Annotated in this window: 25 protein-coding genes and 2 pseudogenes; 10 read left to right on the forward strand and 17 right to left on the reverse strand. The window is 57.8% G+C overall.

The window, feature by feature from the left end; translation table 11 throughout:
- Positions 1–4 precede the first annotated feature (4 nt).
- Genes nqrE through ACZ1HN_RS01540 form a run of 5 tightly spaced genes read right to left on the reverse strand, consistent with a single transcriptional unit; the run spans position 5 to position 4,617 of the window.
- Positions 5–613 carry an NADH:ubiquinone reductase (Na(+)-transporting) subunit E gene (gene nqrE, locus ACZ1HN_RS01520; RefSeq protein WP_299604979.1) on the reverse strand — a complete coding sequence of 203 codons (609 nt, stop codon included), beginning with the start codon at positions 611–613 and terminating at the stop codon, positions 5–7.
- Positions 613–1,266 carry an NADH:ubiquinone reductase (Na(+)-transporting) subunit D gene (locus tag ACZ1HN_RS01525; protein WP_189371257.1) on the reverse strand — a complete coding sequence of 218 codons (654 nt, stop codon included), beginning with the start codon at positions 1,264–1,266 and terminating at the stop codon, positions 613–615. Before ACZ1HN_RS01525 ends, nqrE begins: the two co-directional genes overlap by 1 nt.
- A complete protein-coding gene (locus ACZ1HN_RS01530) occupies positions 1,266–2,081 on the reverse strand; it encodes a Na(+)-translocating NADH-quinone reductase subunit C (RefSeq protein ID WP_472726191.1) in 816 nt (271 codons plus the stop codon). The genes ACZ1HN_RS01525 and ACZ1HN_RS01530 overlap by 1 nt, the downstream gene beginning before the upstream one ends.
- Positions 2,074–3,273, reverse strand: coding sequence for an NADH:ubiquinone reductase (Na(+)-transporting) subunit B (locus tag ACZ1HN_RS01535; protein ID WP_472726192.1), 1,200 nt, complete (start codon positions 3,271–3,273; stop codon positions 2,074–2,076). The genes ACZ1HN_RS01530 and ACZ1HN_RS01535 overlap by 8 nt, the downstream gene beginning before the upstream one ends.
- 3 nt (positions 3,274–3,276) lie before the next feature.
- Complete coding sequence (locus ACZ1HN_RS01540; protein ID WP_472726193.1) at positions 3,277–4,617, reverse strand: Na(+)-translocating NADH-quinone reductase subunit A; 1,341 nt, start codon at positions 4,615–4,617, stop codon at positions 3,277–3,279.
- Positions 4,618–4,817: 200 nt separating this feature from the next.
- Here ACZ1HN_RS01540 and ACZ1HN_RS01545 point away from each other — a divergent pair, with 200 nt between their 5' ends.
- Together ACZ1HN_RS01545 and nqrM are read left to right on the forward strand one after the other, a co-directional pair.
- Positions 4,818–5,804 (forward strand): FAD:protein FMN transferase, encoded by a 987-nt coding sequence (locus ACZ1HN_RS01545; RefSeq protein ID WP_472726194.1) that lies wholly within the window; start codon positions 4,818–4,820, stop codon positions 5,802–5,804.
- Positions 5,805–5,828: 24 nt separating this feature from the next.
- Positions 5,829–6,071, forward strand: a complete 243-nt coding sequence (gene nqrM / locus ACZ1HN_RS01550) for a (Na+)-NQR maturation NqrM (protein WP_299206298.1) — start codon at positions 5,829–5,831, stop codon at positions 6,069–6,071.
- Here the strand turns inward: nqrM and ACZ1HN_RS01555 are convergent.
- Positions 6,068–6,259: a hypothetical protein gene (locus ACZ1HN_RS01555; protein WP_299206296.1), complete on the reverse strand. Its 192-nt coding sequence runs from the start codon at positions 6,257–6,259 to the stop codon at positions 6,068–6,070. The two genes, nqrM and ACZ1HN_RS01555, sit on opposite strands and share 4 nt — an antisense overlap.
- Before the next feature lie 407 nt (positions 6,260–6,666).
- On the opposite strand from ACZ1HN_RS01555, the gene ACZ1HN_RS01560 reads away from it, so the two are divergent.
- Positions 6,667–9,459, forward strand: coding sequence for a bifunctional aconitate hydratase 2/2-methylisocitrate dehydratase (locus ACZ1HN_RS01560; protein ID WP_472726195.1), 2,793 nt, complete (start codon positions 6,667–6,669; stop codon positions 9,457–9,459).
- 24 nt (positions 9,460–9,483) lie between these two features.
- Here the strand turns inward: ACZ1HN_RS01560 and ACZ1HN_RS01565 are convergent.
- The 6 genes and pseudogenes from ACZ1HN_RS01565 to ACZ1HN_RS01590 all read right to left on the reverse strand — a co-directional run bounded on the left by ACZ1HN_RS01565 (position 9,484) and on the right by ACZ1HN_RS01590 (position 15,499).
- Positions 9,484–10,478: pseudogene (locus ACZ1HN_RS01565) on the reverse strand (ABC transporter ATP-binding protein).
- Positions 10,475–11,507, reverse strand: a pseudogene (locus ACZ1HN_RS01570) (Gfo/Idh/MocA family protein). The pseudogenes ACZ1HN_RS01565 and ACZ1HN_RS01570 overlap by 4 nt, the downstream one beginning before the upstream one ends.
- Positions 11,504–12,343 (reverse strand): carbohydrate ABC transporter permease, encoded by an 840-nt coding sequence (locus ACZ1HN_RS01575; protein WP_299773782.1) that lies wholly within the window; start codon positions 12,341–12,343, stop codon positions 11,504–11,506. The pseudogene ACZ1HN_RS01570 and the gene ACZ1HN_RS01575 overlap by 4 nt, the downstream one beginning before the upstream one ends.
- 10 nt (positions 12,344–12,353) lie before the next feature.
- Complete coding sequence (locus ACZ1HN_RS01580) at positions 12,354–13,268, reverse strand: carbohydrate ABC transporter permease (RefSeq protein WP_299773780.1); 915 nt, start codon at positions 13,266–13,268, stop codon at positions 12,354–12,356.
- Between the two features lie 64 nt (positions 13,269–13,332).
- Positions 13,333–14,586 (reverse strand): ABC transporter substrate-binding protein, encoded by a 1,254-nt coding sequence (locus tag ACZ1HN_RS01585; protein WP_472726196.1) that lies wholly within the window; start codon positions 14,584–14,586, stop codon positions 13,333–13,335.
- A 25-nt stretch (positions 14,587–14,611) separates the two neighbouring features.
- On the reverse strand, positions 14,612–15,499 hold the full coding sequence (locus tag ACZ1HN_RS01590) for an N-acetylmuramic acid 6-phosphate etherase (RefSeq protein ID WP_472726197.1): 888 nt from the start codon (positions 15,497–15,499) through the stop codon (positions 14,612–14,614).
- A 391-nt stretch (positions 15,500–15,890) separates the two neighbouring features.
- Here ACZ1HN_RS01590 and ACZ1HN_RS01595 point away from each other — a divergent pair, with 391 nt between their 5' ends.
- The 4 genes from ACZ1HN_RS01595 to nagA are packed head-to-tail and all read left to right on the forward strand — an operon-like array spanning position 15,891 to position 19,465.
- Positions 15,891–16,544: a glucosamine kinase nucleotide-binding domain-containing protein gene (locus ACZ1HN_RS01595; RefSeq protein WP_472726267.1), complete on the forward strand. Its 654-nt coding sequence runs from the start codon at positions 15,891–15,893 to the stop codon at positions 16,542–16,544.
- Positions 16,531–17,280: a GntR family transcriptional regulator gene (locus ACZ1HN_RS01600; RefSeq protein WP_472726198.1), complete on the forward strand. Its 750-nt coding sequence runs from the start codon at positions 16,531–16,533 to the stop codon at positions 17,278–17,280. The genes ACZ1HN_RS01595 and ACZ1HN_RS01600 overlap by 14 nt, the downstream gene beginning before the upstream one ends.
- Positions 17,281–17,300: 20 nt before the next feature.
- On the forward strand, positions 17,301–18,329 hold the full coding sequence (locus tag ACZ1HN_RS01605; RefSeq protein WP_472726199.1) for an SIS domain-containing protein: 1,029 nt from the start codon (positions 17,301–17,303) through the stop codon (positions 18,327–18,329).
- The gene (gene nagA / locus ACZ1HN_RS01610; RefSeq protein ID WP_472726200.1) at positions 18,326–19,465 is read left to right on the forward strand and encodes an N-acetylglucosamine-6-phosphate deacetylase; all 1,140 of its coding nucleotides are present in this window, start codon (positions 18,326–18,328) and stop codon (positions 19,463–19,465) included. The genes ACZ1HN_RS01605 and nagA overlap by 4 nt, the downstream gene beginning before the upstream one ends.
- 100 nt (positions 19,466–19,565) lie before the next feature.
- Here nagA and ACZ1HN_RS01615 read toward each other — a convergent pair whose 3' ends face one another.
- Entirely contained in the window at positions 19,566–20,018 is a 453-nt protein-coding gene (locus ACZ1HN_RS01615; RefSeq protein WP_472726202.1) for an SRPBCC family protein, read from the reverse strand.
- A gap of 17 nt (positions 20,019–20,035) precedes the next feature.
- A complete protein-coding gene (locus ACZ1HN_RS01620) occupies positions 20,036–20,704 on the reverse strand; it encodes a glutathione S-transferase family protein (RefSeq protein WP_299206262.1) in 669 nt (222 codons plus the stop codon).
- A gap of 116 nt (positions 20,705–20,820) precedes the next feature.
- On the opposite strand from ACZ1HN_RS01620, the gene ACZ1HN_RS01625 reads away from it, so the two are divergent.
- The gene (locus ACZ1HN_RS01625; RefSeq protein WP_472726203.1) at positions 20,821–21,174 is read left to right on the forward strand and encodes a winged helix-turn-helix transcriptional regulator; all 354 of its coding nucleotides are present in this window, start codon (positions 20,821–20,823) and stop codon (positions 21,172–21,174) included.
- Here ACZ1HN_RS01625 and ACZ1HN_RS01630 read toward each other — a convergent pair.
- The gene (locus ACZ1HN_RS01630; RefSeq protein WP_299604941.1) at positions 21,160–21,597 is read right to left on the reverse strand and encodes a winged helix-turn-helix transcriptional regulator; all 438 of its coding nucleotides are present in this window, start codon (positions 21,595–21,597) and stop codon (positions 21,160–21,162) included. The two genes, ACZ1HN_RS01625 and ACZ1HN_RS01630, sit on opposite strands and share 15 nt — an antisense overlap.
- An 87-nt stretch (positions 21,598–21,684) precedes the next feature.
- On the opposite strand from ACZ1HN_RS01630, the gene ACZ1HN_RS01635 reads away from it, so the two are divergent.
- Together ACZ1HN_RS01635 and ACZ1HN_RS01640 are read left to right on the forward strand one after the other, a co-directional pair.
- Positions 21,685–22,035 (forward strand): VOC family protein, encoded by a 351-nt coding sequence (locus tag ACZ1HN_RS01635; protein WP_472726204.1) that lies wholly within the window; start codon positions 21,685–21,687, stop codon positions 22,033–22,035.
- A gap of 7 nt (positions 22,036–22,042) precedes the next feature.
- Entirely contained in the window at positions 22,043–22,462 is a 420-nt protein-coding gene (locus ACZ1HN_RS01640; protein ID WP_472726205.1) for a hypothetical protein, read from the forward strand.
- Positions 22,463–22,481: 19 nt separating this feature from the next.
- On the opposite strand, the gene ACZ1HN_RS01645 is transcribed toward ACZ1HN_RS01640, so the two are convergent.
- Both ACZ1HN_RS01645 and ACZ1HN_RS01650 read right to left on the reverse strand, forming a co-directional pair.
- Positions 22,482–23,339 carry a DMT family transporter gene (locus tag ACZ1HN_RS01645; protein WP_472726206.1) on the reverse strand — a complete coding sequence of 286 codons (858 nt, stop codon included), beginning with the start codon at positions 23,337–23,339 and terminating at the stop codon, positions 22,482–22,484.
- Positions 23,326–25,623, reverse strand: a complete 2,298-nt coding sequence (locus ACZ1HN_RS01650) for a PIG-L family deacetylase (protein WP_472726207.1) — start codon at positions 25,621–25,623, stop codon at positions 23,326–23,328. Before ACZ1HN_RS01650 ends, ACZ1HN_RS01645 begins: the two co-directional genes overlap by 14 nt.
- Between the last annotated feature and the right edge of the window lie 8 nt (positions 25,624–25,631).

Raw genomic sequence — 25,631 nt, forward strand, 5'->3', positions numbered from 1 at the left:
CCCCTTACAGTTTCACGCCGGAGAATGACATGAACGCCATGGCCATGAGGCCTGCGGTGATGAAGGTGATACCGAGGCCCTGCAGGCCGTCGGGGATGTCAGAGTATTTCAGCTTTTCGCGCACGCCCGCCATGGCCGTGATGGCAAGCGCCCAGCCAAACCCGGACGAGACGCCATAGGTGACGCTTTCACCGAAATCGTAGCCACGTTCGACCATGAACAGCGACCCACCGAGGATGGCGCAGTTCACGGTGATCAGGGGCAGGAACACACCCAGCGCGTTGTAGAGCGGCGGGAAGTACTTATCGAGCACCATCTCGAGGATTTGCACGAGAGCGGCGATCACCCCGATATAGGAGATCAGGCCGAGAAAGGTCAGGTCAACCTCACCGAACCCGGCCCATGCCAGCGCGCCGGGGGCGAGCAGATAGGTCAGGATCAGGTTGTTGGCGGGCACCGTGATCGACTGCACGACCATAACCGAAATCCCAAGCCCGATGGCTGTCGAAATCTTCTTGGACACCGCGATGAACGTGCACATGCCAAGAAAGAACGACAGGGCAAGGTTTTCGACAAAGATCGCTTTGACGGCGAGGGCGAGATAGTTCTCCATCAATGGGCCTCCATCGTCTGGATTTTGTATTCGCGTTCTTCAACCTGCTTGGGTTTCCATGCGCGGAAGGCCCAGATGATCAGGCCGATGATGAAGAAGGCCGATGGCGGCAATAGCAACATGCCGTTGGGCACGTACCAGCCACCGTTGTTGACCGTCGGCAAGACCGTGATGCCAAACAGGCTGCCCGAGCCGAACAGCTCGCGAATGAAGCCGACAAGCATCAGGATAAGACCATAGCCCAGACCGTTCCCGACCCCGTCGATGAAACTGTCGAGCGGCGGGTTTTTCATGGCAAAGGCTTCGGCGCGGCCCATCACGATGCAATTGGTGATGATCAGGCCGACAAAGACCGACAGGGTCTTGGAGATTTCGAAGGCGTAGGCCTTGAGGACCTGGTCCACCAGGATCACGAGCGAGGCGATGATCACCATCTGCACGATGATGCGGATGGAGCTGGGGATGTGGTTGCGGATCATCGAGATGAACATCGACGAAAACCCGGTGACCAAGGTCACGGCGATCGTCATCACCAACGCCACCTGCAAGGACGATGTCACCGCCAATGCGGAACAGATACCAAGCACTTGCAAGGTGATCGGGTTGTTGTCGACCAGTGGGTCGATCAGCATGTCTTTGCGCTTATGAGCCATCAGATGCCTCCCGCTTTGAGATTTTCAAGAAACGGGGCATATCCAGCCTCGCCCATCCAGAACTTAATCAGATTGTCGACGCCAACTGAGGTCAGCGTGGCGCCGGCCAGCGCGTCGATGTGGTATTCGTCGCCTGCCGCCGGTGCAATCTTGGCCACCGTGATTTGAAGTGCGCCTGCGTCATCGCGCAGCCGGGCACCGTTCCACAGCGCACGCCAGCGCGGGTTGTCGACCTCGGCCCCCAGGCCCGGTGTTTCCGCGTGATCGTAGAATTGCAGCCCGAAGATGTCGTTACCGTTTTCCTCGAGCGCGATGAAGCCATAGAGCGTGGACCACAGGCCGTAGCCGTGGATGGGCAGGATGACCTTGTCAATCTCGCCCGCATCGTCGCGCAGCAGATACACGGTGACGTAGTCAGACAGGCGGCCGATGCCTGCGGGATCGTTTTCAAGTGCTTGCGACGTTGCCGGATCGTCGGCAGCCGCACGGTCATCAAAGGTGGCAGGATCAAACGCATCCGAGAATTGCCCGGTTGCCAGCTCCAGCACGTGGGGTTCGAACACCGAGAAAGCCTCGATCACATCGACCTCAGGGTCATGAACGCCGGCCACCTGCAAAATATTGACCTGCTTGTCTTTCAACGCGTTCACAGCCTGCGCCGGACGCAACGCAACCGCGGCTGATGACACGATCATGGACGCAACAAGGCAGACCGCGACGGCAACAAAGATTGTTTTGCCGACCGAGTCGGGTGGCAGGGCAAGGAAACGCTCGATAGGCCCCTTGGGTGCGTTTTGCGGGTCTTGGTCAGACATTGCGCTTTGCCCTCCGCTTGATGTTCGCCTGTACGACAAAGTGGTCGATGAGAGGTGCAAACACGTTTCCGAACAGGATCGCGAGCATCATACCTTCGGGGAAGGCAGGGTTGATCACCCGGATCATCACAACCATGACACCGATCAGCGCGCCATAGATATAGCGACCCATATTGGTATGCGCACCCGAGACCGGTTCAGTCACCATAAAGACAAGGCCAAAGGCGTATCCGCCCAGCACGAGGTGCCAGTACCAGGGCAGGGCGAACATCGGGTTGGTGTCGGACCCTATCGCATTCAGCAAGAGCGAGAAGCCGATCATCCCGCCAAGACAGCCCAGCACCATTCGGTAATTGGCGATTTTTGTCGCCAGCAGGAAGGCAAGACCCAGCAAGGCCGCCAGTGTCGATGTTTCGCCCAAGGAACCCGGCACAAAGCCCAGGAAACTGTCCCACCAGGTCATGCCGCGTGCGGCGAGTTCCTGGAAACCATCAGATGCGCTGACGGCCAGCGCTGTAGCCCCGGTAAACCCGTCGACGGGCACCCAGACGCTGTCTCCGGACAGTTGGGCGGGATAGGCAAAGTACAGGAACGCCCGACCGGTCAGGGCCGGGTTGAGGAAGTTCTTGCCCGTGCCGCCAAAGACTTCCTTGCCGATCACCACGCCAAAGATGATGCCGAGGGCCACCTGCCAGAGCGGCGTCGTTGCGGGCAGGATCAGCGCGTAGAGCATGGACGAGACAAGAAAGCCCTCGTTCACCTCGTGTTTGCGCACGGTTGCGAAAATGACTTCGAAGATGCCACCGGCCACCAATGTCACAATGTAGATGGGCAGGAAGTACAAAAGCCCATGCAGCATGTTCGCGAGGGGATTGTGCGGGTTAAACCCGATCCCCAGACCGCCGATGATGGCTGCGCGCCAGCCCGAGGGGCCAAATTCTGCAATCGCGAGGTTTGTCTGGTACCCGGTATTGTACAGTGCCATCAGAATGCATGGGACCGTCGCCAGAACGACGTAGGTCATGATCCGCTTCATGTCGATGTAGGAGCGTGCATGCGGCGCGACGGTCGTGACGGTCTTGGGCGTGTAGAGAAAGCTCTCCACCATCTCGTAGATGGGGAAATAGCGCTCCCACTTACCGCCTTTGGTGAATTGCGGCTCGATCCTGTCGAAGAAGTTGCGAAGCCCCATACCTTACCCTTCTTTCTCGATTTTTGCGAGGCAATCGCGCAGGGCGATTCCATATTCGTACTTGGCGGGACAGGCAAAGCCAACGAGGCCAAGATCCTCTTCATCCAGTTCAAGCGCCCCCAGAAGCTGGGCTTGATCAGTGTCCATCACCAGCAAGGCGCGCAGCAGTTGTGTCGGCAGAAAATCCTGCGGCATCAGCTCTTCGAACGTGCCCAGCGGAACCATGGCGCGGCGACCGCCGTTCAGGTTCGAGGTCAGTGGGAAGGTCCGCTTGGCGAGGGCAGACCCAAGAACGGGTTGGACCGCGTATTTGGAAATCATCGGGCGAATCCACCCCATCGGGATCTGCGTCTTGTCCTCTTCGATCAGCGTGACCTGTCGGGCGTAGCGCCCCAGATACGCATCGTCACCGGCACCAGCCCGTCCGCTCAGAACCGAGCCGGAGATCATCCTGACGGGATAGTTGGGAAAATCGTCTGCACACAGATCTGCGAGCGATGCGCCTGCGACGGTGCGCACCAGACGCGGGTCTGTGCACGCAGGCCCGGACAGCGCAATGATGCAGCTTGCATCATATGTTCCGGTCAGCATGAGGCGGCCGATCACGATCACATCCTGATACCCGATCGTCCAGACATACCGGTCGGGTTGTGGCGGCGTCAGAAAATGCATGTGAGTGCCAGCCAGCCCTGCGGGATGCGGACCGCTGAAATTGACGGCTTCAACACCTGCCAAGTTGCTGCCGGGCAGGGGCGCATCAGAGCTTTGGCACAGATAGGTCGGACCGTCTGTCAGTGCGGCAACTGTCTTCAGCCCCGCCTCAAACGCCTCTGCATCTTCGGTGATCGCGATCTGTGGGTTAGGTGCCAACGGCTCTGTATCCGTTGCGGTCACGTAGATGGCGATTGGTGCGCCGTCCGGTGCAGGGATCTTGGAATAGGGGCGTGTGCGGAACGATGTCCACAAACCGGCCGCGCACAGCCGCTCGACAATCCCGTCACGGGTGGTGCTGTCACCGACCTTTGAAAAGTCCACGGGTGCGGCAGAGGATTCGTGCGTATCAATCACCACACTGACCAGCTTGCGGCGCGCCCCACGGACGATTGCGCGCACCTGTCCGGAAACGGGCGACACGATCTGTGCTTCGGGCATTGTCTTGTTGATCATGATCGGAGTGCCGGCGACCACCTCGTCGCCCTCTGCAACAAGAATACTTGGTTTCAGGCCAATGTAGTCGGCACCCAGCAGCCCGACGGAAGTGACGGCGCGGGCCTCCTCTACGTCTGATCTTGGGGCACCGGAGATCGGCAGGTTCAAGCCTTTTCGGAGCACAAATTGCTTCACTTTAGAGACCTTCAGTTGATGATAGCCGTTTACGGCCGATTGGCTTACGGTGTGGCCGCGTCGGTGCTAGAGCTTTTTTATGACTTTGACCATATTGAGGTTGAAGATTTTACAAATTGGTCTAAGGCCAACGCGACCGCGCAAGAAGGGGACTTTCTGTGACCGCCTCACTCAAATTGCACCGCCGTACGTTTCTCGCCATGACACTTGCCTTGGCCGCATGTAAGAACCGCACTCATCTTATTGAGATTACAGGTTTTTCCATGGGGACAACTTACAATGTTGTCGCTATAGATCACGATGGAACGTTGGACAAGCCCGAGATCAAAGAGGCGATTGACGCAGCCCTTGCCGATGTCACGGGGAAGCTTTCGAATTGGGACAATGGGTCAGAAATTGCGCGGTTCAATGCCGCATCAAGTGGCGTGACGCAGACGATGTCACCCGAACTGTCGCGCGTCATGAACGCATCCGCACATGTGCATGAAGCAAGTGAAGGACGCTTTGACACAACCATCGGCGGTTTGATCGAATTGTGGGGCTTTGGCGCGCCCGGTGCGGCAACTGTGCCGAACTCTGATGCGGTCGCCGAAGCGATGGAGATCGCTGGCCATCAGAACGTATTGAACCTGAACGGCGACCACATGGCCAAGCGCCACGCGCAAGCGCAGATCTATCTGGCGGGGATCGGCAAGGGCTATGGCGCCGATCACATCGGTCAGGTTCTCGAGGCCTTTGGCCTGAAGGACTACATGGTCGAAATTGGTGGCGATCTTTATACGGCGGGCCTCAATCCCGATGGGTTGGCCTGGCAGATCGGGATCGAAGTGCCCAACCCAGGGGACCGTACGCTTGCCGGTGTTGTAGGGCTGTCTGGTATGGGCCTGGCAACGTCCGGCGACTACCGCAACTATTTCGAGGTGGACGGTCAGCGCTTTTCGCATTTGATTGACCCGACCACGGGGTACCCCGTGACGCATGAGACCGCTTCTGCGACTGTGCTTGCAGATAACGCGATGCTTGCGGATGCGTGGTCAACTGCGATGCTTATCCTCGGTCGCGAGAAGGGGCTCGAGGTTGCGGCAGCGCAGGATATTGCGGTTCAGTTCATCGAGCGTCGCCCCGGCGTTGAACAACAGGCCTTCAAGACATACGTCAATCCCAGGTTTGAAGCTCTTACCGCTTAGCAAAAGTCAAACGAGGCACCAGACATGGCCACTTTCCTGCTGACTTTTCTGTTTCTTCTTTTGGTGACGCTGGGCATGTCGCTTGGCGTGATCTTTATGAACAAGCGGATCAAGGGCAGCTGCGGCGGTCTTAACGCCATTGGTGACGGCAATGAATGTCTGGTTTGCCACAAGGAAATCGACCCTGATTCACCTTTGAAAGACCGGCTTGAATGCCCACGTGCCCGAAAAATGCTGGAGCGGTCCGGTCTTGATCACACGGCTTAACCGGGCAAGTCGACCGGAATAAATCCAAGGATCAGAAGGCCGCTGGCCGCAAGCAAACCGAAGACCCAATATTGATAAATGGGCCCTTCGGCCTTCCACACACGCCGATACCTATGTCCCGCAAGACAGGTGAGGCAGAAGATCAGGGTCGCCAGCGCCGGGCTGAGCGTGAGACTGCTGAAATCCATTGGCGTTCCTTGGCATCAACGACCTGTTGAGCCGTCAGTATTATCTTACAAACCTGATCGTCCAGCACAAAGCACCCAAGCCCGAATTCATCAGCCTAATGCCTGATTGCTGTGTCGCGATCCGTCAATGATCGTGCGCCAGGGATGCCATGTGTCTTGGGTGCGTACAGAATCCGTTTAGCTGTGCGACATACAGCGCAGGGATTTGGGTCAGCCTTGAGCATTTGATGCGATGCGTTTACGTCGGCGCAGCGCAGGGATCGCCGGAATTTTATCTTTTTGCGGCAGAATTCTGTACGCCGTCGACTTGAACTTGGATTTTTATTGTATACTACAGCATACAATTGCAGATCGGCGCGTGGATATCGTGGCGCCGGCCCAGCGGAATGCCAGACGCGGATAGACCCATGACCCTTTATACTGAATACCTGACCGAAATCGAAACACGAAAAGAACAGGGGTTGAGCCCGAAGCCTATCGATGATGGCGATTTGACCGAAGAGGTCATTGGGCACATCAAGGATACGAACAGCCCGCACCGGGACGATTGCCTCAACTTCTTTATTTACAACACGTTGCCCGGCACCACGAGTGCTGCGGGTGTCAAGGCACGCTTCCTGAAAGAGATCGTTTTGGGAGAGGCCGTGGTAGATGAAATCACGCCAGCCTTCGCCTTTGAATTGCTTGGTCACATGAGAGGCGGGCCTTCGGTGGAAGTGCTACTGGACCTGGCGCTTGGCACGGATGTGGGCATCGCCAAGGACGCCGCAGACGTCCTGAAGACACAGGTCTTCCTTTACGAAGCTGACACTGACCGGATCAAAGAGGCCTATGAAGCTGGCAACGCGATTGCCGCCGAACTGCTTCAAAGCTACGCCAACGCCGAATTTTTCACCAAACTTCCCGACATCGATGAGGAAGTAAAGGTCGTGACTTATATCGCCGCAGAAGGCGATATTTCCACCGACCTGCTTAGCCCGGGCAATCAGGCGCATTCCCGCGCCGACCGAGAATTGCATGGCAAGTGCATGATGTCCGAGGAGGCGCAGAAAGAGATCGAGGCGCTCAAGCTGAAGCATCCCGATGCGCGCGTTATGCTGATTGCCGAGAAGGGGACGATGGGCGTCGGATCCTCACGGATGTCGGGGGTCAACAATGTGGCATTGTGGACGGGCAAGCAGGCGTCGCCCTATGTGCCATTTATCAACATCGCTCCGGTCGTGGCTGGAACGAACGGGATCTCTCCGATCTTTCTGACCACGGTTGGCGTGACGGGTGGGATTGGTGTCGACCTGAAGAACTGGGTCAAGAAGACGGGCGAGGATGGCAAGCCGATCCTCAACAACGATGGCAACCCGGTGCTGGAACAGCGTTATTCCGTTGAAACCGGCACGGTGCTGACCATCAACACAAAGTCCAAGAAGCTGTACAGCGCGGATGGCAAGGATGAGCTGGTCGATATGGCCGGATCGTTCACGCCCCAGAAAATGGAATTCATGAAGGCAGGCGGTTCTTACGCTATTGTCTTTGGTATGAAGCTGCAGACTTTTGCAGCTGAAACGCTGGGGATCGAAGCACCGGCGGTCTTTGCCCCTTCGAAAGAGATCAGCCACGAAGGTCAGGGCATGACCGCGGTCGAAAAGATTTTCAACGCCAATTCGGTTGGTGCCACACCGGGGACAGTGCTGCACGCCGGATCGGACGTGCGGGTGCGGGTCAACATCGTGGGGTCGCAGGACACCACGGGTCCGATGACGGCGCAAGAGCTTGAGGCGATGGCGGCAACGGTCCTGTCACCTTCCGTGGACGGGGCCTATCAGTCGGGCTGTCACACCGCATCTGTCTGGGATGCGAAGGCGCGGGCCAACACACCGAAGCTCATGGCATTCATGAACAAATTCGGCCTGGTGACCGGGCGCGACCCCAAGGGCGCGTACCATGCGATGACAGATGTGATCCACAAGGTGCTTAACGACATTACGGTCGATGATTGGGCGATCATCATCGGCGGCGACAGCCACACGCGGATGTCGAAGGGCGTGGCCTTTGGTGCGGATTCCGGGACGGTCGCCTTGGCGCTCGCCACCGGCGAAGCATCCATGCCGATCCCTGAGTCCGTGAAGGTGACCTTCAAGGGCAAGATGGCGGATCACATGGATTTCCGCGACGTGGTCCACGCGACCCAAGCGCAGATGCTCGCGCAACATGGTGACAACGTGTTCCAGGGGCGCATCATCGAAGTGCATATCGGGACGCTGCTCGCCGACCAGGCCTTTACCTTCACTGACTGGACGGCCGAGATGAAAGCCAAGGCCTCGATCTGTATCTCCAACGATGAGACACTGATCGAAAGCCTGCAAATCGCCAAGAGCCGCATCCAGATCATGATCGACAAGGGCATGGAACATGAAAACGGCATGCTCGCCAAACTGATCGACATCGCAAAAAAACGCATCGCGGATATCAAGTCCGGCAAGAAACCTGCACTGACGCCGGATGACACCGCGCAATACGCGGCGGAAGTGGTGGTTGATCTTGATCAGATCATTGAACCCATGATCGCCGACCCCGACGTCAACAATGTGGATGTCTCCAAGCGCTACACGCACGACACGATCCGCCCGATTTCCTACTATCAGGCCGAAAAGAAGATCGATCTTGGCTTTGTCGGTTCGTGCATGGTCCACAAGGGGGACATCAAGATCGTCGCCCAGATGCTGCGCAACCTCGAAGCGCAATATGGCGAGGTCAAATTCCAGGCACCGCTTGTGGTGGCAGCACCGACCTACAACATCATTGATGAGCTGAAGGAAGAGGGCGACTGGGCCATCCTGCAGAAATATTGCGGCTTCGAATTCGATGATGCCGCGCCAAAGGTTCAGGCACGCACCGAGTACGAGAATATCCTCTATCTTGAGCGTCCGGGGTGTAACCTGTGTATGGGCAACCAGGAAAAGGCGGCCAAGGGTGATACTGTTCTGGCCACGTCGACGCGGCTGTTCCAGGGGCGTGTGGTTGCGGACAGCAAAACTAAGAAAGGCGAGTCCCTACTTGGATCAACACCGGTGGTGGTCCTGTCCGCCATTTTGGGACGGACCCCAACGCTTGAGGAATACAAGGTCGCGGTTGACGGCATTAACCTTACCAAGTTTGCACCGCCGCTCACAAAGCCGTTGGACAGCCTGTCGGTTCACTTCTAAGGCGCGCTCAGGCGGCGCGCGTTCCTAATAAAGACGCGCGCCCTGTGTATCGAAATGATATGCGCTTTGTGGATTGAAGCCGAAACGCAGGTCCTGACCTTCCTCGACCGCGTGCTGGCCGAAAAGGCGGGCCGTGATTTGGTGGTCCTTCAAATGGGCAATCACGTTGGTATCACCGCCAAGCTTTTCGACGTGGCTGACGCGGGCAGATAGGATGCCGTCATCTGCAAGAAACAAGTCTTCGGGGCGGACGCCCATGATCCGGTCATCGCCGTCCTGGATGATCCCGGCCGGGAAGAAATTCATGGAGGGTGAGCCAAGAAATCCAGCAACAAATTGATTTGCAGGATTGTTATAAAGTTCCATCGGGCTGCCGATCTGTTCGACCCGCCCGTCACGCAGAACAACGATCTTGTCGGCAAGCGTCATGGCCTCGGTCTGGTCATGCGTCACATAGATCATGGATGCGCCAAGTTGGCGATGCAGGTTCGCAATCTCGATCCGGGTGTTCATCCGCAATGCTGCGTCAAGGTTGGAAAGCGGTTCGTCGAACAGGAACAGCGCAGGTTTGCGGACGATGGCCCGGCCGATGGCGACACGCTGGCGTTGCCCCCCGAAAGCTCTGATGGGTAACGGTCGAGATAGGGTTCGAGGTTGAGCATCCTAGACGCCGTTTGCACCCGCTCTTCGATTATTGACTTGGGCTGGCCCTCCTGCTTGAGCGCCAGCGTCATGTTTCCGCGCACATTCAGATGCGGATAAAGCGCGTAGCTTTGGAAGACCATAGCGATGCCGCGCTTGGACGGTGGTGTCATGTTCACGACTTCATCGCCGATGCTGACTTCGCCCGACGTGGCATCTTCCAGGCCCGCGATAACCCTGAGCAGCGTGGACTTGCCACAGCCTGACGGACCCACGAAGACAACAAACTCACCTTCCTCGACATCCAGATTAACGTCCTTGAGGACATGGACCTTGCCGAAGGATTTGTTCACATTTTTCAGCGACAGGGCGGTCATTTCAGGATCTCCTCAAGCGAAATGGGCTGGCCGGACCGGATGCTTTCATCCGCGGCCAAGCAGATAGCAAGCGATTGCACCGCATCGTTCATGTGGCGTGTCAGGTCGATGTCCTCGGCGATGGCGCGCAAGGTGTAGTTCTGTTCGGCGTCACACAGCGTCTGGTGACCGGGCTCGTCCGGCATTTCGATCTTCCGGTCTCCGGCAGGTGTGTGAACCAGAATACCGCCCACTCTCGTGTGCCCGTCGATGTCTGCGGACGCACCCTTGTTGCCGTCCGTGATTGAAACGGCACCATTTGGGCTGACGATATCTTTGACGAAGAATGCCGTCTCAGACATCATCGGGCCCCATCCAGCCTCGTACCAGCCAACCGAGCCATCACTGAAGACGACCTGAAACTGGCCGTAGTTGTACATGTCCTCGGCAATTTCGTCGGACAGGCGCAGCCCCATTCCGTGTACGCGGACGGGGCGTGCGTCCGTGATCTGGCACATCACGTCGACATAGTGGACGCCGCAATCGACGATCGGGCTGGTTGTCTGCATCAGCGCCTTGTGGGTTTCCCATTCGGCGCCGGACGACTGCTGGTTCAGGTTCAATCGGAACACATATGGCCCGCCGAGGTCGCGCGCTTCCTTGATCAGCCTCACCCATGACGGATGATGCCGGAGGATATAGCCAACAACGAGCTTGCGGTTTGTTCGCTTCGCGGTTTCGACCACGCGCATTGCATCCGCGACTGTGGTTGCGAGCGGTTTTTCCACAAAGACATGCGCGCCCGCATCCATGGCCTGACACGCAAGATCTCGCGTGGCTGTCCGAGTATGTTGCGATCACGACCAGATCGGGGGCCGTGGCCATGCCTTCCTCGAATGTCGCGAACCTTGGGTAGTTGGCGAGCTCTTGAGGAAGCGCAACGTCAGACCGATTGACCAGCCCCGTTATCTGCGCATCTGGGTTGTGATGGTGCGCCAGCGCGTGGCTCAGGCCCATATTGCCAAGACCCACAATTAGAACTCGCGTCATTTGACTGCTCCGGACGTGATGCCGCGGATCAGCTGCCGCGAGAAGATCACATAGAGGATCAGCACCGGCAGGATTGCCATCGACAGGGCCGACAGGACTGCGTTCCAGTCTGTCACGAACTGACCAATGAAGACCTGAGAACCGAGCGTCAGAGTCTTTGTTTCTTCGGCAGGTGCGAGGATCAACGGAAACCAGAGGTCGTTCCAGATCGGGATCATGTTGAAGACGGCAACCGTTGCCATGGCGGGGCGCACAAGAGGCAGTACAAGGCGGAAGAAGATCGTATATTCACTCAGCCCGTCGATCCGTCCGGCATTCTTGAGGTCGTCTGACACCTGCCGCATGAATTCGCTGAGGATGAAAACCGCCAGTGGCAGCCCCTGGGCGGTGTAGACAAGGATCAAAGCCCAGAGAGAGTTCACAAGCCCGGTTGCGACCATCATCTCGAGAATAGCAACGGTTCCGATGCGGATCGGGATCATGATGCCCAACGCAAGGTAAAGGCCCATAAGCATATTGCCGCGGAACCGGTATTCGCTGAGGGCGTAGGCCGCCATTGCCCCGAACAGCAGGACAAAGAACAGCGAGGCCACCGTCACGATCATGGAGTTCTGGAAGTAGAGGAAAAAGTCGCCCTGCTGCATGACCGTCTCGTAGCCGATGGTCGAAAAGCTTTCCGAATTTGGCAGGGCCAGCGGTTCACGAAAGATCGAGCGGCGTTCCTTGAAGCTGTTGATCAGGATGATGAAAACCGGAAACAGCGCGATCAGAGTGTAGAGGATCAATGCACCATGCATTGCCAGCGTGTTCAGCGGATTGGATCGTGCCTTGTTCATCGGGTTGTCCTCACAGCTGATAGCGGCGCATACGCGTCTGGATGCCAAAGAGGTAGATGCAGACACCCACGAGGATGATCGCAAACATCGCGCCAGCGATGGCCGAGCCCATATGTGGGTCGCCCAACTGAAGCTGGAAGCCAAAGAAGGTGCGATACATGAATGTGCCCAGGATATCGGTAGAGAAATCTGGCCCGGCCAAGGCACCCTGCGCCGCATAGATCAAATCAAAGGCGTTGAAGTTGCCCACAAATGTCAGGATCGAGATGATCCCGATCGATGGCAGGATCAGCGGCAGCTTGATTTTCCAAAAGGCCGCCATGCCGGTGATGCCGTCAACCTCACCCGCTTCTAGGATTTCTTCAGGGATGGTGAGAAGTGCGGCGTATATCAGCATCATCGGTATGCCGACGAACTGCCACACCGAAACAAGCGCCAGTGTGGTGAGTGCGTATTCTTCTTTCCCGAGCCATGGGGCGTAGAGCGACCCGAGACCCACGGCATCCAGCATTGAGGGCGCAATGCCCCAAATCGGTGACAGGATCAGCTTCCATGCGAAACCGACGATGACGAATGACAGGATTGTCGGAATAAAGATCGCTGAACGGTAGAGCGCGGCAAAGCGCAGTCGTGGGTGACTGAGCAGAGCAGCGAGTGCGATGCCAATCGGGTTTTGCACCAGCATATGGACCAGAAAGAACCAGAAGTTATTGCCCAGAGCATTCCAGAACTGTTCAGCCCAGATTGGGTCAAAGAACAGCGTTCGGAAATTCTCTAACCCCACAAACACCCGCTCCTGATCGACCCGGGTGTAAAGCGCGAGCCGCAAGGTGTTGAAGAGCGGAAAGATCATCACGGCGGTGTAGACAAAGACGGCTGGCGCAAGGAACACGAGGATATGCCAGCGAATGCGGGCCTGTTTCATTTATCTCACTCCGGGAAAGGGCCCCGGGCCGTTCGACGTGCCCGGGGTTGTGCAGCACAGGAGGTTACTGCTGCGGTTCGTACCAGCTTGCCAGACCGTCCTGCAGGCCCTGGCCAAGGTCTTCGGGCGTCGCGGTGCCCTTGATGGCGGCAACCGATGCACCCCAAGTCTCGTTTTCGAGGTTCGGCGTGCCACGTGACAGGATCTGGTAGGTGGAGCGGATGGTCGATTCACATTCCCCGCGCCAGCTCACGAACTCCTTGGCAAGCGGGTCTTCCAGATCCACGGGCGTTTTCGACAAGGGGAAGAAACCCGGGAGCGCGTTGCCGAAGATGCTTGCGAATTCCGGGCTTGCGACCCAGGCCAGAAACGTTCGCGCAGCTTCCGGGTTGTCGGTGGCAGCATTCATGCCGATCCCGATATCCGTGTGATCCGAGATATAGCATGTGTCGCCCGCGTTCTGGACTGGCGGCTTGAACGCGCCCATCTCAAAATCAGCCTGTGTGTTGAAGCCGGAAATTTCCCAAGAACCTGCCGGATAGATCGCTGCGCGCCCCAATGTAAAAATGTTTTGGCTGTCAGGGTAGGTCTGTGCCTCATATCCCGCGCCAAGATAGTCGCCCCAGCGGGCGAGGGTGGCGTAGGGCGCGATCCATTCCGGATCGGTAAGGGTCTGCTCACCGGCGATCAATGCCAGACGGCCCTCTTCACCCTTCCAGTAGTTTGGACCAATGTTGTTGTAGCCCATTGTCGCGGCTTCCCATTGGTCGTTTGTGCCCATCGCCATCGGAATGTAGCCGCCATCTTCCTTGATTGTGTCGAGGGCCGCGAAGAATTCGGCCTCTGTTTCGGGGACGCTTAGACCAAGCTCTTCAAAGGCGTCCTTGTTGTAGATAAACCCATGGATGACGCTTGCCATCGGAACGCAAAAGCTGGCTGATCCATCGTCCGTCTGCCACGCGGATTTGGCAACATCCGAGAAATTCGACATGGCTTCGAGGTCGCTGAGGTCAGACAGATGACCCGCGTTATAAAGGGCCAGGGACGCATCAAAGGGGCGGCAGGTGATCAGGTCACCGGCCGATCCGGCATCCAGTTTGGAGTTGAGTACAGCGTTGTACTCGGCTGGTGCTGAGGGTCTGAATTCAACCTTGATGCCAGGGTTTTCAGCCTCAAATGCCGGGATGATCTGGTCTTGCCAGAGTTTCAGGTCGTCGTTGCGCCAGCTTTCAATGGTCAGCGTAGTATCTTGCGCGTGGGCGCTTGTTGCCACTAGTGCTGTCGTTGCAAGCGCCAGCTTCAATGTGTTGCGTGTCATATTTGACCTCCCCTAGGATTTTTAGTCAGGTATTTCGCGCCAAAGCGGCGCGCAGGTTTCCTTCGGTTTCTCGAAGAATTTCATGTGCCTTGTCCGCTGATACGCCCGTGGCGGCGATAAGGGCGGCTGGCTTGATCTCGCCCTGCGCCATCTCGAGCGCGGTTTCGGCAGCGGTTTGTTCGACATTCGCGATCCGGCAGACAATGGACCGCGCCCGAGCGCGAAGTTTGATGTTATCGGCGTGCACGTTGACCATCATCCCATCGTGGACGTGGCCAAGCTCGACCGCCATCAGCGTTGACAGCATATTGAGTGCGATCTTTTGCGCCGTACCCGCGCCCATGCGGGTTGATCCCGAAATCACCTCTGGCGGTGTGGCAAGGCAGATTGGATGGTCTGCGATATCGAGCAGAGCAGACCCGACGTTGTTGGCGATTGCCACAATCGTCGCGCCTGCCGGTCGCGCAATCTGCGCGGCGGCAAGTGTGTATGGTGTCGAGCCACTGGCCGAGACAGCGATGATCGTGTCCTGCGTGGATAGGTCCGCGAATGAATCCTGAAGGCTGTCAGTGGCGTCTTCGGTGTCCCCGGGCATCTCGACACCGGTAGGCAAGCCGCCCGCCATATGAATGCGCAGCTGTGCAGGTAGAATGGAGAAGGTGCCGCCAAGTTCCTGTGCATCTGCGGCTGCCATCAACCCCGAAGATCCAGCGGCTACATAGTGTAGCACGCCACCCGTCCGGATCGTGTTCGCCATTGCAACTGCGCCGTCGGCAATGGCTGGGGCCGCTGCCAGAACAACCTCAGCCGCAGAAATCTGCCCGCGGGCCAGCACGTCCGCCACGTCTGCCAGTGGGCGCATGTCGAGCCCTTCTGCCATGTTGTGCAGCGCTTCTGTACGTGGCGTGGGCATGCGATTCCTCCGATCTACATAAAAAGATACCTATATAATACCTTTTGTCCAGAATTTTCTTAACCCTCCAATTTACAGCAGAATCTTATAGAATATAGGGCTATTGGTTCTATTTAGGCCTTTATTTTTTATAATAGGTATTGTAATGGCATTGTTATGAGCAGATCGGACGACACCCTTGTTATTGCCATCGACGGTGGTGGAACGCGCTGCCGCATGAACTCGTTCGAGGACGGGTATGTCGTTTCGGTTGAAACCGGGTCTGCTAATGTTTCCACAGATTTTGACGGGGCGGTTCGTGAAGTTGTGCGGGGACTTCAAAGCCTTGCCGAGCGTATGTCGCGACCGGTTGAGGAGTTGTCAGCCGCGCCGACCTTTGTTGGTCTTGCAGGTGTTACGGGGACGGACATCACTGACCGACTACGCGCGGCATTGCCGTTTCGACTTGTTCGAGATCGCGGACGATCGGCCCGCAGCCGTGCGCGGAGTGCTGGGCCAGCGAGATGGTGTCATCGCCCATTGCGGGACCGGGTCGTTTTATGCCGCACAGTTCAGTGGTGACATCAAGCTGGCTGGTGGTTGGGGCCCGGTTCTGGGAGATGAGGCGTCCGCGCAATGGGTTGGTCGCATGGCCCTTCGGCTAACGCTTGAAACCGTTGATGGTCGGACCGCCACTACGCCTCTCAGCGAGCGTATCCTGACGGAATTCGATGGCGCTTCCGGTCTTGTTGGTTTTGCAGGCGCAGCGCTCCCTTCGGAATTTGGCAAGCTGGCGCCGCAGGTGACCAATGCAGCGGCGGATGGTGACATTCTGGCGCTAAAGATCATGTCTCGGGGAGGTGATGAGGTTGCCAGAGCGATCCGTCATTTGGGATGGCAGGCTGGCGTGCCGGTGTGTTTGACCGGTGGCATTGGCCCCCAGTACGGGCCCTACCTTCCCGAAGACCTTCGCACCTGTTTGGCGAACGGTGAGGGAGAACCACTGGATGGTGCGATGTCCCTCGCGTTGGATTTTGCAAGGGAGATCACCGATGAGCACCGTTGAATTCCTTCTCCCGGATGGTTGGCTGGCCGCCAATGGTGGGCCACGTTACGTGCAGCTGAGGCGGCGGTTGGAGGAGGGTATTGATGCTGGCATTCTGCCGCCAAACTCCTCGCTCCCACCTGAACGGGAGTTGGCGGACATCACCGATTTGTCGCGCGTGACCGTGCGCAAGGCGATCCAGGCGCTGGTTCAAGATGGGTTGGTGGAGCAACGTCAGGGATCAGGAACGTTTGTTCGGGAACCGGTCGCGCGAATGGAGCAATCGCTTTCGCATCTGACTTCTTTCACCGAGGACATGTCGCATCGGGGCCTCGACACAACCTCGAAATGGCTAGAACGCGGTGTCTTTGCACCCACCGAGGAAGAAGCGCGGGTGCTTGGCCTTGGTGACGTGAACGAGGTCGCGCGCATTTATCGCCTGCGCGAGGCGGGTGGTCGCCCTATGGCGTTGGAACGCGCCTCGCTACCGCTCGATATTTTGCCGAACCCATTGGAGGTCAAGACGTCGCTATACCAGGTTTTGGCGCGCCACGGACGGCGCCCTGTCCGTGCGGTTCAGAAAATCTCGGCCATCAACATCGACGCCCCCGAGGCAGACTTGCTTGGCGTCGCTGATCGGGCTGCCGGGTTGAAAATTGAACGCACATCATATCTGAAAAATGGTCGGGTCGCCGAACTTACCCGCTCGCTCTATCGTGGTGACGCCTATGATTTCGTTGCGGAGCTGCGTTTGTGACAAGAGGAAGATCATCCCACATGTCTACCGAACCAACACAGATGCGCAGGGAAATCCTAGAGATACCCGAGGCGGTCGAGCGTCTTTTGGCAGAGGGCGGCGGTGCTGTCGCCACAGCCGCTGAAAGAGCGCGCGCTTTCGACCCGCGCTTCTTACTGTCGGTCGCGCGCGGATCGTCGGACCATGCATGCACCTACCTCAAATATGTCAGCGAACTGATCCTCAAACGGCCAATGGCGTCGGTTGGCCCCTCTGTCAGCTCGATCTACGGCGTGGATCTTGATGCGGCTGACGCGCTTTGCATCGCTGTTTCGCAATCGGGGCAAAGCCCAGACATCGTGGCCATGACTGAAAGCCTTCGAAAGAATGGTACGTTCACGGTTGCGATCACCAACAACGACAACTCGCGCCTTGCCATGGCCTCGGAAATCACACTTCCCATACATGCGGGTCCGGAACTCAGCGTCGCGGCGACCAAGACTTTCGTAACGTCCCTTGTCGCGGGCCTGTGGTTGATTGCAGAGACAAAGGGCGATCACGACCTTGTCGCCGCGATCCATGCGCTTCCTGAACACCTTGCTGGCGCGGCACGATGTGACTGGTCAGAGGCCGCCGCCGCAATCGACGGTTCATCGCTATTTACGCTGGGACGTGGACCTTCTTGGGCAATCTCCAACGAAGCCGCCCTCAAATTCAAGGAAACCTGCCTCATTCACGCAGAGAGCTATTCTTCTGCCGAAGTGTTTCACGGACCAGTTTCGATCATCGGGCAAAGTTTTCCGGTTATTACCTTCGCTGCAGGCGACGCCGCCGAGGACAGTGTTGCGCAAACGTCCGACGCACTTGTTGAAAAGGGCGCGGAGGTTTTTACGCTGGCCCGAGGTGCAAAACGTGCAACAGTGTTGCCACATGTGCGGACGGGGCATTGGCTGACCGATCCGGTGGCGGCAATCGTGTCATTCTACGGTATGGTCGAGGCGGTTGCGGTTGGCCGTGGCATCAACCCCGACGCGCCGCGTCACCTTAACAAAGTGACCGAGACGGTATGACCCAAGGCGCAACAATCTATCGGAATACTCAGGTCTTTGACGGTGAAGCCTTGCACAAGGCAGGCGCGGTCAGGTTTCAGGATGGCATCCTGACGGCCTTTGGATCGGATGTTGACGTGCCTGCCGACGTTTCCGAGACCGATCTAGGTGGGGATATTCTGTCCCCGGGTTATGTCGACCTCCAGGTCAATGGCGGCGGTGGTATCATGTTCAATGATGACCCGTCTGTCGGCACACTTCGCATAATTGCATCAGCACATCGGCGGCTTGGGGTTCGTGCTTTCTTGCCCACGCTCATCACCGATACGGCGGACAAGACACGCGCCGCAATTGCCGCATCGGTCGATGCAGTGCGCGACGGTGTCCCCGGCATTGTCGGGCTGCATCTTGAAGGACCTCACCTGTCCGTTGCGCGCAAGGGGGCCCATGACGCCGCACTAATCCGCCCGATGGAACAGAACGATCTGGATGTTCTGTTGGCTGCGGCGAGTACGTTGCCGGTCTTGATGGTCACTGTCGCACCCGAGAGTGTTACGGAGACGCAGGTGAAAGCGTTGTCAGCTGCGGGTGTCGTCGTTTCGTTGGGGCATACCGATGCGGAGTTTGATACCTGCTGCCGATACTTTGCCAACGGTGCCCGCTGCACCACGCATCTTTTTAATGCCATGAGCCAACTGGGCAATCGCCAACCGGGTTTGGTAGGGGCCACGCTTGCCACCGGTCATGCGTCTGCTGGTCTGATCGCCGATGCCATTCACGTCCATCCGGAAACCATGCGTGCCGCCTGGGAGGCAAAGACCGGGCCGGGCCGCCTGTTCCTGGTGAGCGATGCCATGGCCGTTGCCGGGACCGACGACGAGGTTTTTGAATTGGGCGGCCGACCCATCCGGCGCAAGGACGGTATCCTGACCCTTGCTGATGGAACACTTGCGGGCGCCGATCTGGATCTGACCACGGCCATTCGAACGCTTGTCGAACAGGTCGGTGTCCCGCTTGATGACGCGCTGAGGTCGGCAATCAGTGACCCGGCTGACCTTATTGGACTGCCGGGTTCAACATTGGAATCTGGCCGGACGCGATTGACCGATATGATCCGCATTTCTTCTGATCTGAGCCGCGTTTCAGCCCTGATCTGAACCGATCGGTAGGACGTGTCGCCGGAATGACGTCTTGCGTTGGTCTTTGGCACATCACCAACCTCTGCGCGCGTGATCCGATCTGTGTGCAGAGTGGTTTTTAGGATGGATGCGGTGCGCCTTGCCCCTTGTCGAGATATTTCTTCAGGCTTTCCAAGAAGAACATATCCCAACCCGCTTCGCAGATGTCGTAGCATAGCAGCTTTGGAGTGAGCCCATCGTGTTCAAGCTCGATCTTCGTGCCTGCTGCTCCTTCGCTGATGCGCCAGATCACCTTGGTGCCCAGCCATTCGGTTTCAATGGCTTTTGGTTGCCCGTCATGAACATGCAGGGCGTCCACGCAGGTCCATTCCACCCGTGACGGGTCGTCCGTGTGGGTCAGTTCGAAGGTCCAGTATGAGACACCCGGCGGAAAGGAGAACTTGGCCCGATCCCCTGGGTGTCGAAGTGGTTGATCCGGGCGCGTCCACCAGTGTTCGACACCGTGCGTGACAGCATTGAAGGCCGCGGTAGCGTCCGCTGTGACAACAATGGATTTCCGGTAGTTTTGCATGTTCACTGTCTCGCTCCTTACGACGCTTCGGTCCAATGAGGTGGGAAGGTCGCTGCCACGTTTGGCAGCTGCTCAATACGTGCCACCCAATCTGCGACTTTGGGTGAGATCGCGTGGAGATTGGGCAACCCGAGGTCTTGCATGATCTGTGGTTTCGTCTCGGTCGCCCGTTGGATCAATCGAACATGGGGAAAGGCAACGGCGTCCACTGCTCCCGGCCGCGCCCCGGACAGGTAGGCCGCGTCGCTCAAGATGTCGGACAAATGGCCCAATTCGGATCGCAGAGTGTCAGCGGCGGCCAATAAATCGTCAGTGGCTTCTGCAGCGCCATTGAAAAAGATTGGCGACAGAACCGCACTGGTCGCCGGTGGCAAATAGTCAAAGACATCCATTGTGCGTTGCCAGATTTGCCCGGCTTCCTGTGGCGTTTCCCCAAACAAAGGTGACCCGGGATGCGTGCGATCCAGCCACGCGAGGATGGCGATGGAATGACCAAGCGTTTGATCGCCGCTTGTTAGAGTTGGCACTGTGCCGCGGGGATTGAGCGCGAGGTATGTATCTGATTTGTGCTCTTTTTGTGCGGCGGAAAGCATGTGAACGTCGTAGTCGAGGCCCTTGAAAGCCATACCAAGCGCTGCGCGCCAGGGGCTTGGCGCCCCGCTCACTGTCCAGAATTCGACTGTCATGGTGCATATCCTTTGAGGCTGCGTATTTGCACAGGCCTAGCTTCATTGGTATGTTTGGAAAAGTAGGCAGGAATTTTTGATATACTATCAAAAATGATACTATTGGGGAAATACTGATGTCTGAGGCTGTAACGGCACCGGTGGACACGCCTGTTTCTGGTGACAAGACGTGCCCTGCACCGATTGTGATCGGGATGATCGGTGGGAAATGGAAGCTGCTGATTCTACAGATTCTGATTTTTCAAGGTACCAAGCGGTTCGGCGAATTGCGCAAATCCATTGATGGGATCACCCAAACGATGTTGACCAACCAGCTTAGGGCGCTTGAGGCAGATGGGCTTGTGACCAGAAAGGTCTATGCGGAGGTTCCGCCACGCGTGGAGTATTCAGCGAGCATGGATGGGTTGGCTTTGGAACCGGTGTTCACGTCGATGCATGACTGGTGGACCAATCGGTCAGCCGCGCCTTAACGCCTGGTCCACCCGATCAATCTCGGCCTCATACCAGGCAATTGTGCCGGCTGGGTCATCAGCATAGCTTGCCGCGAAAGACGCGGGGGCTTCTGTGACGTCATCATATTGCGTTGCCCAAACCATCATAGTCACCAGTGCCGGCAGGAAATCCTTGGCCTTCTGTGTCGGGAAGTAACAGACACTGCTCGCTTTGCGTGGGTCCGGCTCGCGGGTGAACATGCCAAGGGCTTCAAGCTTGGCCAGGCGATTGGCCAGGATGTTGGTCGAGATCCCTTCGGGGGACGCCAGAAACTCGCGATATGTGCGTTTGCCGTGCAGCAGGACGTCGCGCAAAAGCAGGAAGCACCATTTGTCCCCTACAATTGCCGCCGCATAGCGCGTCGGGCATCCGTTCCAATCCGGTTTGCCTGCTGATGTCATGATGCAGTTATAGATGATCACAAAACACTTGCAATATGCAAGCATCCAGCCTACCAGTTACTTGCAAAATGCAAGTGGAGTAGAGTGATGCCATTACCTTTCGTCTGGTTCGATAACATCTCGGCGCAACGCCAAGACACGGTGCAGTTCATGCAGGACATGTTTGGATGGCGGCCTTCGGACATCGGGTCGATGACTTTTCTGACCAGTGAGGGGGAGACCAAACCTTTTGCCGCAGCGTGTGAGGAGATGCCCGATATTGCGGGTTGGGTGCCATATGTTGAGGTCGATGATTTGCAGACTTCCGTCGCACGTGCACGCGAAAGCGGGGCATCGATCCTCTTTGAGGGTGTTAAGGGCCCAGCAGGTGACGCGAGTTTTATCCGTGATCCCGGAGGCAGCGTGATGGCGCTCTGGAAACGCGGACAGGACGTGTGAGGTCACAATGATGAAGAAACAGGTATTGGCCGCAGTCATCTACCCGATCATCGTCTTTCCTCTGGCGATCGTCTGGCACCTGATTTTGTTCAAGGACAAGTACATGGCCTTTGGCTATTTCGACGGCGAGCCAAATATCGCCATTGGGTTCGCCACCATGTTCATCCAGGGTGCAGTGTTGGCCGCCATCTACCCGATGTTCAAGGTTCGCCGCACCGGCTATCCTCGGGCATTTCAATTTGCCGGTCTCTTGGGCCTGTTCTTTTGGACCAGCCATGTGCTTGCACTCGTCGCAAAGCAGAATGTTCCCAACGCAAGCACATTTGTCTTGATGGAAACCTTTTATCTAGGTGTGCAGTTTGGGTTGTTTGCGCTTGCACTGGGCTTCATCTTTCGTGGGGAGACTCGGGTCAATGTGGCTGTGTAGTCAGTGATCTCATGCACAGCTAGCGTGACAGAGTGGTCCACACAGCCGGGGCGATGATGAGGCTCGCACCAACAAGGAATGCGACGGTAGGGACTTCGGAGAAGATCACGTAGCCGACGACCGTCGCAAAGACCAAACTGAGGTAGCCCAGCACGGATAGAAAGGCCGCTTCGGCGCGGAAATGTGCTTGTAGGAAACAGAACTGTGCGGCTTGCGCAAAGACGCCGATGGCAAGCAGTGGAAGCAGATGATCCGGGGCAATCGGTGTCCAAACTGCAAGGGTGAATGGGGCGGTCAGAACGGTCAGTCCACCGGTGTAGAACGTCATCATCACAAGAACTGGCGTATCGGAAAGCTTGCGTGTCAGGATGATGGCGGACGTGCCGAACAGGACCGTCATGAAGGCAGCGGGCAGGCCCCAGTTCAGTGTCACAAGTGCTGGATCGACGGCGATATAGACACCTACAAACGCAACGCCCGCCGCCCACCAGCGGCGGTGGGGCACAACCTCTTTCAAGAACAGAAGTGCCAGAACCATTGTAACCATGGGCCGGGTGAAGCTTATGGCCGTGAACAGGGCAAAGGGCAGGCGGGCAATGGCAAAGAAACTGGTCGTCAGGGCCAGCGCAGATAGCACCACGCGCAATGCATGGAGTGGCAGTCGATCAGCATCTTTGAACGTCTGTCCATCGCGCCAAAGGAATGGGATCATAACAATCAGGCCGGTGCCTGCGCGCAGAAAGACCAACTGCACGGCCGGGTAGCCCAACCCCAGCGCCTTCACGATGGTCAGCGCAAGGATGTTGAGCGCCATATCGGCGATCAACCATGCACCACCTGAGAGGTTGCGGGCTGGGGTCTCTTCAGCGCGGCGCAAGTAGGTTCGCCATAAGGCGATAGGCGCCCGGCACTCCATGTGCGAGTTGGTGGTGCAGAATGAGGGCGCAGTGGGTGTGGCGCCCTTTCCCGATCTCAGCCGTCAGCAGCGCTCCGGTCAGCGGTGCTTCATCCGGGTCCGCCATGGACAGGAGGGGTGTGTATGCGTCGTCCCAGCTCTTTGCGAAGTAGAGACCACGCTCTTTGTCCCAGCCCCTCCAGTCGCCCTCGGTGATATTGTTGGGATGAGAAAGGAGTGGATGATCGGTCAGGTGGGTTACGGTCGCTGCTTGATCCGTCACGCGCCAGCGCAGCGAGGGTTGACCGATTTCGATCCGTTTTGGCGGTGTCGTGTCCGGGTCCCAGTTGTCCCATGGACGATGGTACAGGGTAAGAAGTGTGCCGCCGGCGGCAGTCCATTCGTGCAGAATGGGCATCGCGTCCGCGAGGCCAGGACGGAACTTGATGGCAAAGATGCCGATCACCACGGCGTCGAACTCTGCAAGCCCTGCCGGTGTGATCTGTTCATCGTCCAGCGCCGTGATGTCGAACCCGGCGCAGGCCAACCAGTGATCCACGCGGTCATTGCCGCCACCGATATACCCGATCTTTGCGTTGGGAATTGCGCAATCAATCACGTGCACTGCCATCTCTGCCGAGCCGGTGAGCGCGCGCGGTGGAATGTGCGGATGACGGATGATCTGTGCAGTCTGGGCCGGCTGGCCGTCGAGTGTCAGGGGGATCGTATAGCGCCCCACAGCCTCATCGTTGGGCAAAGTGATCTCGAACCCGGCTTTGTTGCGTTTGGCGGTCCAGCCATTGGGCACCGTAAGCGCCGCACTCGCCGTCGTGGGGCTGAGCGCGCGCAATGTCAGCGACAGGCTGCGACGTGGGGTGCGCAGGTTCACAATCTCGGTCACTGGGTCCAGCGTGGCACGCTGGCTGGGCAAGATCAGTGGCGGGGTTTCAAATGGGAGATGCGTCTGGCTGACCACATTACCCGTGCGCACGCTCAGGGTAACGAACGGTGCTGTCGGCGCATCAGGAAGATATGCATCGGGCATCGCGGAGCTGGGGGCAGCGTGTTCCGTGTGCAGTGTTTCGCCGTCGAGGTGCCATCCGTCGGGGAGGGTGACCCGTGTTTCAAACTCTGTACCGTTGGGATCGAGGGCCATGGACAGCCTCGTGGTATCACCGGGCGTCATGATGTCAGCGCTGGTCGCGATATGCGCGTCGACACCAGCGGCTATTTGGATCACCTTTGCGGCTTGCGCGATCTTGCGATTGACCTTGTGCGCATATTCTGGCGCAAGAGTTGCTGCTTGCAACATGGCTAGACCTGCGGCGGTCTCAGCCTGAATGATCGCGAAGTCAGGGAAGGCCGCGCGCGCAGCGTCGAAATGCGTCTGAGCGTCGCGCAGGCCAAGATCTGCAAGGGTTGCGGGCAGGCCTGACGAAAGGTCTTCATCTGGTCCTGCTACATGGCTTTGAGCCAGATGAAGGGGCCAGTCCCGCGTTTTCCCGGGCGGAACCCAGCGACCCATGGCTTGGGTCAGGTGAAACGCACGGCTTTGTTGTCCGATCTGGTCATAGGAAAAGCCAGCGATCGGGTCGCGCCCGCCAAGCACCGTCAGTGTTTTGGGGGGCGGGAGCAGATCGTCATCATAGGCTTGCCCTGCACCGGACCAAGCAGGCAGATACAGTTTTGCGATCTGCCAGGGGGCGTGTTCCGTTTCGAAAGAGGGATTGGCTGCAAGCGCCATGACGTCGTGTGCGGCGGCGGTCATCGCGCGGTGATGACCATGCTGACCGGGCACATCAAGGAAGGTGGGGCAGAGGATGTCGGGGCGTTCCGTTCGCACAATTTCGACGAACCGCCGCAGGGTGCGGTCGCGGCCCCAATGCTGCAGCGTCTCTTCTCCGGATTTTGAGAACCCGAAATCCCGTATCGGATCGTCAGGGGACTGGCCAAGCCAGTAGAGCCGCAGGTTCAGCACATCTGCCGCGCGCTCCATCTCGGCCGTGCGGAGGACGCAAAGGGCCGCGCCGGATTCCGTGCCGATATCGTTCTGGCCGCCGTCGCCACGCGTAGAGCAGGCGTAGCTGATGTCGATCCCGTCCCGCACACCAAGTGCCGCGAGCATGTCGGAGGTTTCGTCATCCGGATGCGCGCCTGAGTTCATGAACGACACAACGGTCTGAAGGCGGCTTAGGGCGCGGTGAAGTGCCACGATGCGTGGTGCAAGGCTGTGGCGCAGGATGCGGGACTGATCGGACAACGGCACGTTTGTGG

The sequence above is a fragment of the Tateyamaria sp. GN1-10 genome, assembly GCF_055693845.1.